At 70.1% G+C, this 12613-nt stretch carries 13 protein-coding genes; 8 read left to right on the top strand and 5 right to left on the bottom strand.

All coding sequences use genetic code 11. The annotated features are described in order from the left end of the window. From AC559T_RS04695 to AC559T_RS04710, 4 genes are all read right to left on the bottom strand, one after another. Window positions 1–1118 (bottom strand): ABC transporter permease (locus AC559T_RS04695; RefSeq protein ID WP_498867879.1); only part of this gene is annotated, 1118 nt, incomplete at its 3' end. Window positions 1119–1240: 122 nt separating this feature from the next. Next, on the bottom strand, window positions 1241–1948 hold the full coding sequence (locus AC559T_RS04700; RefSeq protein WP_498867880.1) for an ABC transporter ATP-binding protein: 708 nt from the start codon (window positions 1946–1948) through the stop codon (window positions 1241–1243). Further along, entirely contained in the window at window positions 1945–3150 is a 1206-nt protein-coding gene (locus AC559T_RS04705; RefSeq protein ID WP_243657661.1) for a peptidoglycan-binding protein, read from the bottom strand. Before AC559T_RS04705 ends, AC559T_RS04700 begins: the two co-directional genes overlap by 4 nt. A gap of 2 nt (window positions 3151–3152) precedes the next feature. Next, complete coding sequence (locus AC559T_RS04710) at window positions 3153–3656, bottom strand: hypothetical protein (protein ID WP_071059620.1); 504 nt, start codon at window positions 3654–3656, stop codon at window positions 3153–3155. A 171-nt stretch (window positions 3657–3827) separates the two neighbouring features. Between AC559T_RS04710 and AC559T_RS04715 the strand changes: the two genes are divergently transcribed. Continuing rightward, on the top strand, window positions 3828–4487 hold the full coding sequence (locus AC559T_RS04715) for a response regulator transcription factor (protein ID WP_112108406.1): 660 nt from the start codon (window positions 3828–3830) through the stop codon (window positions 4485–4487). Beyond that, window positions 4484–5695 (top strand): sensor histidine kinase, encoded by a 1212-nt coding sequence (locus AC559T_RS04720; protein ID WP_131626106.1) that lies wholly within the window; start codon window positions 4484–4486, stop codon window positions 5693–5695. The genes AC559T_RS04715 and AC559T_RS04720 overlap by 4 nt, the downstream gene beginning before the upstream one ends. 1205 nt (window positions 5696–6900) lie before the next feature. On the opposite strand, the gene AC559T_RS04725 is transcribed toward AC559T_RS04720, so the two are convergent. Further along, window positions 6901–7353 (bottom strand): MarR family winged helix-turn-helix transcriptional regulator, encoded by a 453-nt coding sequence (locus tag AC559T_RS04725; RefSeq protein WP_498867886.1) that lies wholly within the window; start codon window positions 7351–7353, stop codon window positions 6901–6903. A gap of 60 nt (window positions 7354–7413) precedes the next feature. On the opposite strand from AC559T_RS04725, the gene AC559T_RS04730 reads away from it, so the two are divergent. The 6 genes from AC559T_RS04730 (at window position 7414) to AC559T_RS04755 (ending at window position 12156) form a co-directional block, all read left to right on the top strand. After that, window positions 7414–8535: an extracellular catalytic domain type 1 short-chain-length polyhydroxyalkanoate depolymerase gene (locus tag AC559T_RS04730; protein ID WP_498867881.1), complete on the top strand. Its 1122-nt coding sequence runs from the start codon at window positions 7414–7416 to the stop codon at window positions 8533–8535. 398 nt (window positions 8536–8933) lie between these two features. Next, window positions 8934–9524: a TetR/AcrR family transcriptional regulator gene (locus AC559T_RS04735; RefSeq protein ID WP_498867882.1), complete on the top strand. Its 591-nt coding sequence runs from the start codon at window positions 8934–8936 to the stop codon at window positions 9522–9524. A gap of 143 nt (window positions 9525–9667) precedes the next feature. Then, window positions 9668–10378 (top strand): type 1 glutamine amidotransferase domain-containing protein, encoded by a 711-nt coding sequence (locus AC559T_RS04740; protein ID WP_498867883.1) that lies wholly within the window; start codon window positions 9668–9670, stop codon window positions 10376–10378. Further along, window positions 10375–10710 (top strand): TfoX/Sxy family protein, encoded by a 336-nt coding sequence (locus tag AC559T_RS04745; RefSeq protein WP_498867884.1) that lies wholly within the window; start codon window positions 10375–10377, stop codon window positions 10708–10710. The genes AC559T_RS04740 and AC559T_RS04745 overlap by 4 nt, the downstream gene beginning before the upstream one ends. Further along, complete coding sequence (locus AC559T_RS04750) at window positions 10707–11741, top strand: zinc-binding dehydrogenase (RefSeq protein WP_498867885.1); 1035 nt, start codon at window positions 10707–10709, stop codon at window positions 11739–11741. Before AC559T_RS04745 ends, AC559T_RS04750 begins: the two co-directional genes overlap by 4 nt. A 154-nt stretch (window positions 11742–11895) precedes the next feature. Next, window positions 11896–12156 (top strand): ATP-binding protein, encoded by a 261-nt coding sequence (locus AC559T_RS04755; protein ID WP_498867887.1) that lies wholly within the window; start codon window positions 11896–11898, stop codon window positions 12154–12156. Window positions 12157–12613: the final 457 nt, after the last annotated feature.

The raw sequence follows: 12613 nt of genomic DNA on the forward strand, positions 1-12613 counted from the left end.
ACGACGAGGGTGGCGCCGAGTCCGAGAAGCATCGCCCAGGACGGGACGACGGTTGGCCAGGCCTGAGTGGTGGCGTAGCACGTGGTGACGCCGGTGCCGAGGATGAGTCCTGTGATCCCGCCTAGCGTGGACAGGAGAAGCGCTTCGGCGAGGAACTGGTTGCGGATGTCCCCGCGGGTGGCGCCGAGGGCGCGGCGGAGTCCTACCTCGCCTCGTCGTTCGAGGACGGAGATGACCATGGTGTTCGCGACGCCGATGCCGCCGACGAGTAGCGCGACCGATCCGAGGCCGAGCAGGAGCGCGCCGAGTGTGGAGTCGGCCGCGTGCTGTGCGGCGAGGGCGTCGGAGGGGCGGGAAACGTCAACCTCGTTGGGGGCCGCGGGGTTGGCGGTGCGGGCGAGCAGCGTCTGTACGGCTTCGACATGGTCGGGGTTTGCTCGGGTGTACGCGGTGGTCGGGTAGGTGTCGAAGCCGAGCAGGTCGGCAGCGACGGGCCAGCCGACGAGGGCGGCGCGGTCGAGTTCGGGTGCGAGGGCGACGTGGGCGAGGATGCCGACGACGGTGAACCACCGGCCACCGAGGTAGATCTGCTGGTCCGGTCCGGTCGAGTCGATGCCCAGGTGAGCCGCCGCTGTCGATCCAAGGACCACGGCGGGATAGTGCTGGGTCGCCTCGTTGAGGTAGGTACCGGCGACGATGTTGGCGCCGACGGTGTCGGGAAGGTCCAGTCTGGTTGCCAGCACGGCGATGCTGCCGGATTCCGCGGCCGGGATGTGATCGTTGCGGTAGATCCTGGCTTCCGGCACCAGGCCGGTGGCGCTGACCGACTTGACATCGCCGATCGCGCCGATCATTGCGACGGCCTCGGTCGGCAGGTGTGCCTGGTCGCCGAAGAGGTTCTGGCCGGGCCTGACGGTGAGCAGGTTGGTGCCGAGTGCGGCGATCTGGCGGTGGAAGTCCTCCCGGCTGGAGGAGGAGATGCCGACAACCGAGATCATGGCCGCGATGCCGATCGCGATACCCAGAGCGGACAGCGCGACACGCGTCGGTCGCGAGCGCAGACCGCCGGCGCCGACTCGGATCAGATCCCGCGCCGCGAGCCGGACCGGGCGAAGCACCCTGTTTACATCCGGCACCGGTCCGACGCACGCCGCAGGTCCGGGCCTGCTCGTCGGCGAGTTGCCGTCCCGGGCAGCTGCGTCACTCGTTGCAGAGGCATCGGTCGTTGATCGGGCGGTGATCATACGCGGGCTCCCTGAGGTGTCCGGACGTCTCCGCTGTCGCCGACCTTGCGGCCGTCCCGCATCTCGATGCGTCGCGGCAGGGCTGCGGCGATGTCGCGGTCATGCGTGATGATCACGACAGTGGTTCCGGCGGAGTGGAGCTGTCGTAGCAGGGCCATCACCTCGCCCCCGGACGATGAGTCGAGGTTGCCGGTGGGTTCGTCGGCGAGCAGAAGCATTGGCTCGCCGATCACGGCGCGGGCGATCGCGACGCGTTGGCGTTCGCCGCCGGACATCTGGTGCGGCCGGTGGTGGACTCGTTGACCGAGACCGACCCGGTCAAGGGCGGCGCGCGCGCGTTCGAGCCGTTCCGCACGGCGCACGCCGGTGTACAGCAACCCGTCGGCCACGTTGTCCAATGCCGGTACGCCAGGGGCGAGATGGAACTGCTGGAAGACGAACCCGATGCGTTGCGCGCGTAGTGCCGAGAGCTGGTCGTCACTCAGCGTATGGACCGGCTGGCCATCGACGGTAAGGGTGCCCGTCGTCGGCCTGTCGAGGGTGCCGAGCAGGTGGAGCATCGTCGACTTGCCCGATCCGGACGGCCCGACGATCCCGACGAGCTCGCCATAGTTGATCCGCAGGCTGACTTCGGCCAGCGCGCTGACCGGGCCAAAACGCCTGGACACCTGGTCGAGGACGACGATGGGAACCGCGGCGCTCACTGGGCGACTCGCACGGCGACGCCCTCGGTGATGCCCGCCCCACTGATCTCGACCTTGCCGTCAGCGAACAATCCGGCCTTGACCGGCAGAAGCACCGGCCGCCTGTCCTGGACGGTCTGTACCGCGTACCCACCGTCCGGGTTCGCTAGGAGCGCGGTGATCGGCACCATCAACACGTTCGTCCGCTGCTCCGTGACGATCCTCAGTGTCACCGGCGATGAGTCGAAGCCGCCGGCGAGCGCGGACGGATCGTCGAACGACACGATCACGGTGACGAAGGTCTTGTTCTGCTCCTCGATGGTCTGCGCGACAGTGCCGACGCTGCTGACCGTGCCGTCGAGACGTTGACCGGTCGGAATGGTGATGGTCGCCGGGTCGCCGGTGTGGACGAGATGTTGCAGCGACACGTCCAGCGGGATCGATGCCACCTGCGTGGTGCCGCTGTAGGTGAGGACCTGCTGGTTGGGTTGCAGGCCCAGATGGCTGCCGACCGGGATGGCCTGGAGGGCGACCCGGATGTCGCCGTCGTGGACGAAGATCTGGTCGGGTGGGACGGTGCCTGTGACGGGTAGCCCGCTCTTGGCCTGCCACGCCTGCACGGCCGGGGCGGTGGCGGCGTCGAGGGTGTCATCGACGGTGAAACCCGTGTAGCCCAGCTCCTGGAGGCTGGCCTCCAGCTCCTTCACGTCGGGACCCACTGTGCCTGTGGCGAGTGTCCGGTACGGCGTCGCGGTGCCGTGCAGGAGGATGACCGGCCTGCCGTCGACCGCGTACACGGGTTGGCCGATCTTCACCGTCGTGCCCGGCGCGGCGATCCAGGTGACGACTCCGGACTGCTGCTGGGCGACGAGCCCTACCGGCTCGCCGTAGGAGATCAGGCCGCCGACCTGCTGGGTCTGGGTGAGGGTGCCGCGTTGGACCGTCGCGGTCGCCGCGGGAACCAGACCGGTCGGCGGCGATGACGAGCCGCCACCGAATCCCACCGCGGCGGCGACGATCAGGACGGCGACTCCCGCCCCCGCGAGGACGAACAGGTACCGGCGTGGAAGGCGCCGTAGCGGGCTCGCCAGCAGGGCGACCGTCGCCCGTGCCCAGGCCCCGCTCGGCACACGCCGGTCGCCTGCCTCGTGCTCGGCTGCCGTCGGTGGGGCGGTCGCGAAAGTCCCATCGGTCCTGGTCTCGTCCGTTCCGGTTCCGGCCATGGTCACGCGCCCGCCTTGTCCAGGATGGTCTGGCACTGCTGGGCCGCCTGTTGGAACGCCGGATCGTTGCGGTCGACGTCCGCGCCGGCGAAAAGGCCGCCGGCCGAGCCGGGCTGGGGGTCGGGGAAGCTCGGCAGGCCGTTGTCGCGCATGCACTGCGCGAAGGCCACATAGACGTCGAGATCCGCGTCGCTCGGTTCTCCCCGACTGCCGACGGGCAGCAGATCCTGGCAGGCGGCCAGGGCCTGCTTCACGGCCGGATCGTCCGGATCAACACCCTCCCCGAACTGCGGAACTCCCGTGGACGGGTCCGGGTCAGCCATGTCGATTTCGTGGTCGCGCATGCACTGCGCGTACGTCTGTACCGTCGGTGTCCCCGTGCTACCGCCACCGGACGCCGTCCCGCCCGGGGCCGTGCCGCCGCCGGAGCCGCAACCGGCCAACGCCATGACCACCAGACTCAGGCCGGCGGCCACCACTGCCAACGGACGTGCGGTCCTGATCATCCGTGCCCTCCGTCGTGAACTGGGCTAGCGAGTACGGCATCCAGTGGACTGCGTCGCGGATAACCGGGCCGTAACGTCGGCGGCCGCTGGTTATCCGCCGGTTATGCCGGCGGCGCCACTCTGGACGGGCACCGCATCGCCGATGCATGCGAGGAGAGGGGTGGAGAGCGGATGGTTCGGGTGATGGTCGTGGAGGACGAACCAGAGCTCGCCGGTGCGCTCTGCGAGGCGTTGACACGCGAGTCGTTCGCGGTCGACGTGGCCTACGACGGGGGCGAGGCGCTGGAGAAATACGCCGCTCACGACTACGACGTCGTCGTCCTGGACCGGGATCTGCCCGTCGTGCATGGCGATGATGTCTGCCGCGCGATCGTGGCGGCCCAGCGATCGACGCGGGTGCTGATGCTCACGGCCGCCTCGGCGATCCGCGCCCGGGTCGAGGGGCTCGCGATCGGCGCCGACGACTACCTCGTGAAGCCGTTCGCGCTGGCAGAGCTGTCCGCCAGAGTGCACGCTCTCGCCCGCCGCACCGCGCCGGCCGCCGCTCCAGTTCTCAAACGCGCCGGCCTGCGAGTGGATCAAGCCAGCCGGACCGTCACCCGAGACGGCCGCTCCGTCACTCTGACGAACAAGGAGTACGCGGTCCTGGTCGAACTGCTCCGCGCCAGCGGCGGCATCCTGTCCGCCGAGCAGCTACTGGAGAAGGTCTGGGACGAGAACATCGATCCCTTCACCAACACTGTCCGCATGACGGTGATGAAACTGCGCCGCAAGCTCGGCACACCTCAACTGATCGAAACGCTGCCGGCGGCCGGATACCGCATCCGATGAGCCGCCTGAGCCTGCGCGCCCGTCTCACCGTCCTCTACGGCGCGCTGTCGATTCTCGCCGGAGCGGTCATCCTCACGCTGCTCTACCTGGTCGTCCAAGCCCGCCTCGACGCAGAGCTCACCGGAGACGCCGAGTCCCGCATCGCCGCTCTTCAACAGCGGGCCGGTCAGGCAGGCGAAGCGACGATCACCACACCCAACGGGAGCCGGATCAGCCTCGACGACCTCACCGAGCAGATCAGGGGCAACGAGGAAAAGATCAGGAACGCCGCCCTCGACACACTGCTCGTTCGGGGCAGCGGCATCGTCCTTGCCATAGGCCTCGCCACCGCGGGCACCGGCTGGATCATCGCCGGCCGGGGCCTGCGACCGCTCCACGCCATCACCGCCACCGCCGAGCAGATCGCACGGTCCACCGGCCCGCACCGCGACCTCAGCCGGCGGATCGCGCTGACCGGACACAGCGACGACACCCAACGGCTAGCCGATGCCTTCGACGCCATGCTCGAAACCCTCGACCGCGCCTTCGATAGCCAGCGCCGCTTCGTCGCGAGCGCCTCCCATGAACTTCGCACCCCGCTCGCCTTGGAGCGCGCCGTGATCGAGCTCGAAGCGACCAAACCGGCCGCTCACCCCGACACTGTGCACTTCGCCGACCGCCTGCTGGCCATCAACACCAGGAACACCGACCTCGTCGACCGGCTCCTGACCCTCGCCGACGGAGGTAACGAACTCACCGAACCGGTCCCCGTCGATCTCGCCGACGTCGCGGCCGACGTTCTCGCCCAGACCAGCACGGACACCCCGACCAGCGCCCGGATCACCGCCGACCTGGTTACCGCTCCAGTGCTCGGCGACCCCATCCTGCTCCACCAACTCGTCCGCAACCTGGTCGAGAACGCGGTCAACCACAACGTGCCGGGTGGCTGGATCAAGATCACCACCGGTATCGACACCGGCCAGACGTACCTGGCCATCGCGAACAGCGGCTTGCTAATGCTCCCCCGTGAGGTGAACGGACTCTTCGAACCCTTCCGGCGCGGCCGGTCCGACCGAACACGTGACACGGGCCGCCGCGGGTTCGGCCTCGGCCTCACGATCGTCAAGGCCATCTCCGACAGCCATCACGCGCAGATCACCGCGCTCCCCCGGCAGGACGGCGGAATGGACCTCCGCATCACATTCCCTGCTGGGCTATCACGCCGGTGACAGTCCAACCGAGACAGCGCTACGGCCACGCTCTCCCCTAGCGCCTGCACGCCGCCGACGGCGCCATAGACGACTTCCTGAGCGGTATGGCCATGGACAAGCCGGACGGAGACCGACACTGACCCGGCTTGGCTACACAGTTGGCTACATAACCATCAACGCCTACCCCGCCAGGTCGGGCGCAGCCCGACACCCGGGGGTCCGGGGGTCGCCCCCGGGCAGACATCGCGGCTGGTGGCGAAGCTGACCGAAGGTCAGCGAGCAACCGAATCCAGCTCGTGGACAAAACCGTCCACAATACGAACCACTACCCGAACATCGTGGTGCCGATCATATCGCTCGGCACCTAGACACTCCGAGCTACCTACCTGCGGTTTCATCGCGCTGAACCTCGGTCGTCGTCCGCACCCAACCAGCACTAATACGAACCTGAACCTGCAGGTCGACGGCCCGACCGTGGCCATCGACCTGCCCTACCTGCCAACGCGAAGATCCGACGGGCCGGCTACCCCGGCAACACGAACGCCAGGAAGATCGAATAGGGATTGACTGGTGTGCGGCTGTGCCGCACTCGAAGATCCCGACATGAGATAGCATTCCGCCTGGATGGCTATGTTGAGTCGCCGACTATTCTAGAAGTGTTACTGGCACCTCTGGATTCGAGCCCCCGACGGGCCACCACGCTCCGTAACGAGCTTCTGACCTGGGTATATAGGTTGGACCTATCGATCAATGCCAGCGTCGGCAGCCCGCGAATGCCGGTCAGGGGGGCGGAAGGTCGGTTCGTACAATGCCAGGGCTTCCCGGCGGCCCGCGTCGGTGGTGACTGTCAGTTCTTGGCGTCTTCGCTCACGCAAGATCCGACGCCTGACCGAACCGGTCTGCCTTCGGACCTCGCCGATCTCCTCGATCGGGTCGGCTGAACCTCGCCTACCCCGCCCGATGCTGAGCGGCGCAGCACTGGTCATGGCCGGGTGTGAACGGGAGCGCGAGCACGAGTAGCCGTCCGGCCAAGTGCCGACTTGGTAACTCTCGGTCGGTGCGCGAAGCCGTATTGGCGGCCACAGCGGCCGTAATCGGACGCCCTTGGGCCTAGCCTCCGACCGCCGACCCGACAGCTTCCAGCGGATGGATCGTCAGGCGCCCGACGCGCTGCCGAGCTGTCAAGGGCGGCACCGCACGCCTTCCGGGGACCTGGTGGCTCGTCAGTCGGCGGTGGTGTCGGTCCTGGTGTCGGTCAGCAGCGCGACGACGAGTGCGCGCAGGTCGTCGAGCCGGTCGGAGCCGAGGTGCCGTTCCCATTCCTGTTCGACGGCCAGCGCGGTGCGGCGCATCGTCCGCAGCGCGGCGAGCCCCCGCGGGGTGAGCTCGACGACCCGGGCCCGGCCGTCGGTCGGGTCGGCGGACCGCGTGACGTAGGCGCCCTTCTCCAGGGTGGTGACCACCTGCGCCACCGCCTGCCGTGACACCCCGAGGTGGCCCGCGAGCTCGGAGACCCGCCGGCCGCCGCCGAGCAGCGGGACGAGCAGCTGCGCGTGGCCGGGGCGGAGACCGGTCAGGCCGGCGTCGGCGAACCCGGCCGCGACCCGCGCGGCCTGGGTCATCGCCAGCGTCTGCACCAGAGCCGGAACGGTCTGCACGCCGAGCGGCCGGGCCATCTCTCCCACGCCAGTATCCTGCCATTGCAGATAGGCAAGGTCCTTGCCTATCATGCGGCCATGAAGAGGATCTGCGGCTTTCGTCCGCCTCGCCGCGTTCGCGTGACGCTCGTCGTCGCCGCGCTGGCGACCGGCCTCACGGCCTGCGCGCCGGGCGGTCTCGGCTTTGGCGGGCCCGGTCCGGCGCCGGCCAGCCCGACCCGCGCCTCCAGCGCCGCGCCGTCTGCGACGCCGCCGCCGGCCGCTCCCACCTCCACCGGCCCCACGGGCGTCCCGTCCGCCAGCCCGGGTCCGCCGGACACCGGGACGGCGCCGGCGCCGTCCGACATCCCGGTGGGCAGGTCCACCCAGACGGTCCTCAGCGGTGGCACGTCGCGGACCGTGCACGTCTACCGGCCGGCCGGCGTCACCGAGCCGGCGCCGCTCGTTGTGATGCTGCACGGCGGGTACGGCGGCGGGGTCCAGGCTGAGCAGGCCTACCATTGGGACGCCGCCGCCGACGCGGGCCGTTTCCTCGCGGTCTTCCCCGACGGCAGCGACCGGTCCTGGAACGCCGGCGGCGGCTGCTGCGGCCCCGCGGCCCGCTCCGGCGTCGACGACGTAGCCTTCCTGACCGAGACGGTCGCGTCACTGGGCCGTCAGATCACCCTCGACCCGGACCGGATCTACGTCTCCGGCGTCTCCAACGGCGGCGCGATGGCCTACCGGATGGCCTGCGAGACCGACCTGTTCGCCGCCGTCGGCGTGGACTCCACCACCATGCTCGTCGACTGCGCCGACGCCGCCCCGACCTCCGTGCTCCACATCCACGGCACCGACGACCCGATCATCCGATTCGACGGTGCGCCCGGACAGCCCTACAGCCCGAACAGCCCGCCCATCGACGGACCGCCCGTCCCCGAGGTCAACGCGACCTGGCGAGCCGTCGACGGCTGCGCCGAGCCCCACACGAGCACGGTCGGCGTCGTCACGACCTCGACGGCCAGCTGCCCGGCCAGCCGCCGGGCCGTCGAACTCGTGACGATCGCCGGCGCCGGACACCAATGGCCCGGAGCGACCCCCAAACCCGCCGCACAGGTCCTCGGCGCCAGCTCCCCGTCGACCGCCCTCGACGCTACCGACACCATCTGGCGGTTCTTCGCCGAGCACCCCCGACCAGACGACGACCCGTCCAGCGACTGACCCGTCCCCAGCCCCGACCGCCCGCCTGGTCCTGCCGGCGGGTGCGCTGGCCTGGACCCGCTGCCGGGTCGAACCCGTCCCAGCAGCAGTCGGCCCTGCGTCGGCGCCGTCCACTGCTCCACCAGCCCTCCAGCTCTGCCGATCCTGCGACCAGCGTCTGGTGTTCTCCGAACCGTCGGCGGGACCACTCCTGCGTCCGCCCCCGCCATCGGCCACGCGTCGGTCCGGCCGCTCCCCGGCCAGCCCGCCCCGGGGAGGGCGACGACAACGTGCGCCCGGTCCGTACACCGTCTGGCTCGCAGAACCACTGCCGAGGAACGGCCGTCGTGGCGACGGGTTGACAGGTCCGGCCGCTCCGCTAGATTTGTGGTCGAGCGACCAACTATCGGAGGGTGGTAATGGGGCGGCGGCAGCTGTTCGACTCGGACGAGGTCCTGCTGACGATGATGCAGCTGTTCCGCCGGCAGGGCTTCCACGCCACGTCGCTGCGGGACCTGGAGGCCGCGACGGGGCTGCACCCAGGGAGTCTGCACCGCTCGTTCGGGAATAAGGACGAGATCTTCCGGTCGGCGCTGGACGCCTACGTCGACCGGGTGGTCCGCCGCCGGGTCGCGGACCATCTCGAACGGGTTGACGACCCGCTCGACGGCGTCCGGAGCTACTTCACCTCGACGTTCGAGACCGGGCTGGACCGTGACCCTGGCTGTCTGGTGACGAACAGCGCGGTGGAGTCCTACGCGCTCGACGAGCTCACCACCCGCGGCGTGCGGCGCGGGCTGGACGCGATCGAACAGGGCTTCGCAGGCGCGGTGGAACGTGCCCGGGAGGCCGGGCAGATCCCGGCGGGCCGGCCCGCCGGCCGTCTCGCGCTGCGTCTGTTGGTCGACTACCAGGGCGTCCTGGTCTTGGTGCGGTCCGGCGCCGAAGCGTCACGGCTGCGGCAGGTCACCGACGACATCGTGACCTCGCTGCGGGAAACACCCGGCTGACCGACCACTCCACCGAAGCGGTTCACCCTGGGCAGACGCGGAATCCGCGTCCGCACACAGCCCTGGGCACGCCAGGCCCCCGCTGGTTGATCGACCTCGCCCACGTCTGCTTCGCCGTGCTCACATACCCCTGGAGGCTCCCCTTGTCCGGTTCCCGAGCAGTGCTCGTCCTCACCTCGCACGCCCGCTTCGGCGACTCCGACCGTCCCACCGGCTTCTGGTACGAGGAACTCGCCGCCCCGTACCACGTCCTGACCGACGCCGGCGTCGAGGTCACCCTCGCCTCGCCGGCCGGCGGACAGCCGCCCGTCGATCCCGCCAGCCTCACCCCGGCCGCGGTCACCGACGCGGTGGACCGGTTCCGCGCCGACCCCGACGCCGTCGCCCGCCTCGCGGCGACCGTGCCGCTGGCCGGTCTGGACGACAGCGCTTTCGACAGCGTGGTCCTGGTCGGCGGGCACGGGACGATGTGGGACTTCCCCGCCAACCCGCCACTCGCCGACCTGCTGACCGCCGTCCTGTCCCGGGGCGGGACAGTCGGCGCGGTCTGCCACGGCGCCGCCGCGCTCGTGGACCTCCAAACCGCGGGACGTTCCGTCGTCGACGGCCGGCAGCTGACCGCGTTCAGCGACAGCGAGGAGGAGCTGGTCGCCGCGACCGGGCTCGTCCCGTTCTCGCTCGAACAGCGGCTGCGCGCTCTCGGCGCCCGGTACGCCGCGGGCCAGCCCTTCGCCCCGCACGTCCTGCGCGACGGCCAGCTCGTCACCGGGCAGAACCCCGCCTCCTCGACACGGGTCGCCGAACTCGTCGCCGATGCCGTACGGCCGGCCCGGACCGCCCCCACCCGGCCGTGAGCGGGCATCACAACCTCGCCGAGCATGTCCTCGACCAAGTCGAACCGCTGGGCGGGATGAGCCTGCGACGATTCTTCGGCGGCTGGGCACTGTGCCACGCCGGCCGCCAGGTTGCCATGGTCATGGACACCCTCTACGTCAAAGTCCCCGACCGGGAACGGCCGGCGTGGGAGACCGCGGGCAGCCGGCCCTTCACCTACCACGCAGCCGGCAGGATCGTGACCGTCCGCGCCTACTACAGCGTTCCCGACGGCGCCCTCGACGACCACGACGCCCTTACCGACCTCGTCCGCCACGCCATCAGTCACCTTCCCGGACTGGGCCGGACGTGAGAGCCGTCGACTTCCTCGAAGCCGGCCGAGACCCCACTGCCCACGGTGAGACCCGCCACCGTGCCACCTCGCCGTCCAGCGGCGGTGTCCTGCGGCCGGCGCTGGTGGACCGGCCGGCCCCGGTGCCGGGGCCGCGAGAGGTACGGGTCCGGGTGCACGGCGCGGCCCTCAACCGGGCCGACGTCCTCATGCGCCACCGCCGCTACCCCAACCCGCCAGCCCGGCCGGGACTCGAATACGCCGGCCTGGTCGACCAGACCGGCAGCGCCGTCGAGGAGTTCCAGCCAGGCGACCGGGTGTGGGGACTGGCCAACGGCCTCGCCCTGGCGGACTACGTGGTCGTCCCCGCCGACCACACCGCACCGGCACCCGAAGGCATCGACCTCGTCACCGCCGCCGCGATACCCGAGGCGTTCCTCACCGCCTACGACACCCTGTTCACCCTCGCCCGCACACAACCAGGCGAACGGGTCCTCATCCACGCCGTCGGCTCCGGCGTCGGCACCGCCGCCCTCCAGCTCGCGAACCTGGCCGGCGCGACCACGATCGGCACGAGCAGGTCCGCCGCCAAGCTCGCTGCCGCGCGCCGCCTGGGTCTCGACCACGCACAGCTCGTTCCCGCGAGCCCGTGCGACATCCTCGACGCCACAGGGCCGGCCGACGTGGTGCTGGACCTGGTCGGCGCCGACCTCGCCGCCAGCGTCGCGGCGACCGCCAGCCACGGACGGATCGTCCTGCTGGGCGCCCTGGCGGCACGCGAGCAGCACCTCGACCTCGTCGACGTGCTCTCCCGACGACTCACGCTGCACGGAAGCATGCTCAGAACCCGCAGCCACACCGAGAAGACCGCCCTGACCCGGCTGCTCGCCCGCCGGATCGGCCCGCTGCTCCGCGCCAGCCGCCTCCAGCCCGTCGTCGACACCACGTACCCCGCCGACCAGGCAGAAGCCGCGTTCGACCACCTCGACAGCGACACCACCTTCGGCAAACTCGTCCTCGACTTCACCGCCCACCCGTCCTCGGCCTGCTAGCCGCAGCCGCCAACATGGCCTGGTGTCGCCTGGCGCGTCATCGACCTGCTGGACTTACGGAAGCCGGCTGTCCGACTCTCCAGCCCGAATCGGGGGCTCCAACCGTGACCCACGCTGACCCAAGGGCCACAATGTTCCGGGCGGCTGGATCAAGATCGGCACCGGCCAGATGTACCTGGCCATCGCGAACAGCGGCCCGCTACTGCTCGCCCATGACGTGAACGGGCTCTTCGAACCCTTCCGGCGCGGTCGGCCCGACCGAACACGTGACGCAGGCCGCCGCGGGTTCGGCCTCGGCCTCACGATCGTCAAGGCCATCTCCGACAGCCATCACGCACGGATCACCGCTCTCCCCAGGCAGGACGGCGGACTGGACTTGCGCATCACATTCCCGGCAGCGCCCTCATCCCGGTGACGGCCCAGCCGGGACAACGCCGTGATCCTCCGATGCCCCGAACGCCTACGCGGCTGGTCACCTCGCCATACCCGCACATCCGACCGCGACAGCACCACCTTCGCCACCGGCCTCGACGGGATCGCAGCTTCACGACGCTTCGACCCTCAAGCCGCACTTACTACAGTGAGTAACAAGACAGCCGAGGAACACGAGGGGACTTGAACCACCCACAAGCCCCTGACCTGCACAAACGCATCGCCGCCACGCGACACGCAGCCAGCCACACCAGCAAAACGATCAATAAATTGAACGTTTTCGCAGGTCGGCACGTATGTGACTCTGCGTGGTGGAGACGAGGGGACTTGAACCCCTAACCCCTGCCTTGCAAAGTCGGTCCGGTTCGTCCGCCGGCGTCCGTGCTCGTCCGCACAGTCGGCCGGGCCTGGGCGCCGGTTCCGCTGACGTCCGCCGGTGT

This window comes from Frankia sp. Hr75.2 (genome assembly GCF_949319125.1).
Lineage (GTDB): Bacteria > Actinomycetota > Actinomycetes > Frankiales > Frankiaceae > Parafrankia > Parafrankia soli.

What these genes read in the sequence shown, in the direction of transcription:
- AC559T_RS04705 (WP_243657661.1), bottom strand. Translation starts at nt 3,150, where the DNA reads ATGGCCGGAACCGGAACGGACGAGACCAGGACCGATGGGACTTTCGCG.
- AC559T_RS04710 (WP_071059620.1), bottom strand. Translation starts at nt 3,656, where the DNA reads ATGATCAGGACCGCACGTCCGTTGGCAGTGGTGGCCGCCGGCCTGAGT.
- AC559T_RS04715 (WP_112108406.1), top strand. Translation starts at nt 3,828, where the DNA reads ATGGTTCGGGTGATGGTCGTGGAGGACGAACCAGAGCTCGCCGGTGCG.
- AC559T_RS04720 (WP_131626106.1), top strand. Translation starts at nt 4,484, where the DNA reads ATGAGCCGCCTGAGCCTGCGCGCCCGTCTCACCGTCCTCTACGGCGCG.
- AC559T_RS04725 (WP_498867886.1), bottom strand. Translation starts at nt 7,353, where the DNA reads ATGGCCCGGCCGCTCGGCGTGCAGACCGTTCCGGCTCTGGTGCAGACG.
- AC559T_RS04730 (WP_498867881.1), top strand. Translation starts at nt 7,414, where the DNA reads ATGAAGAGGATCTGCGGCTTTCGTCCGCCTCGCCGCGTTCGCGTGACG.
- AC559T_RS04735 (WP_498867882.1), top strand. Translation starts at nt 8,934, where the DNA reads ATGGGGCGGCGGCAGCTGTTCGACTCGGACGAGGTCCTGCTGACGATG.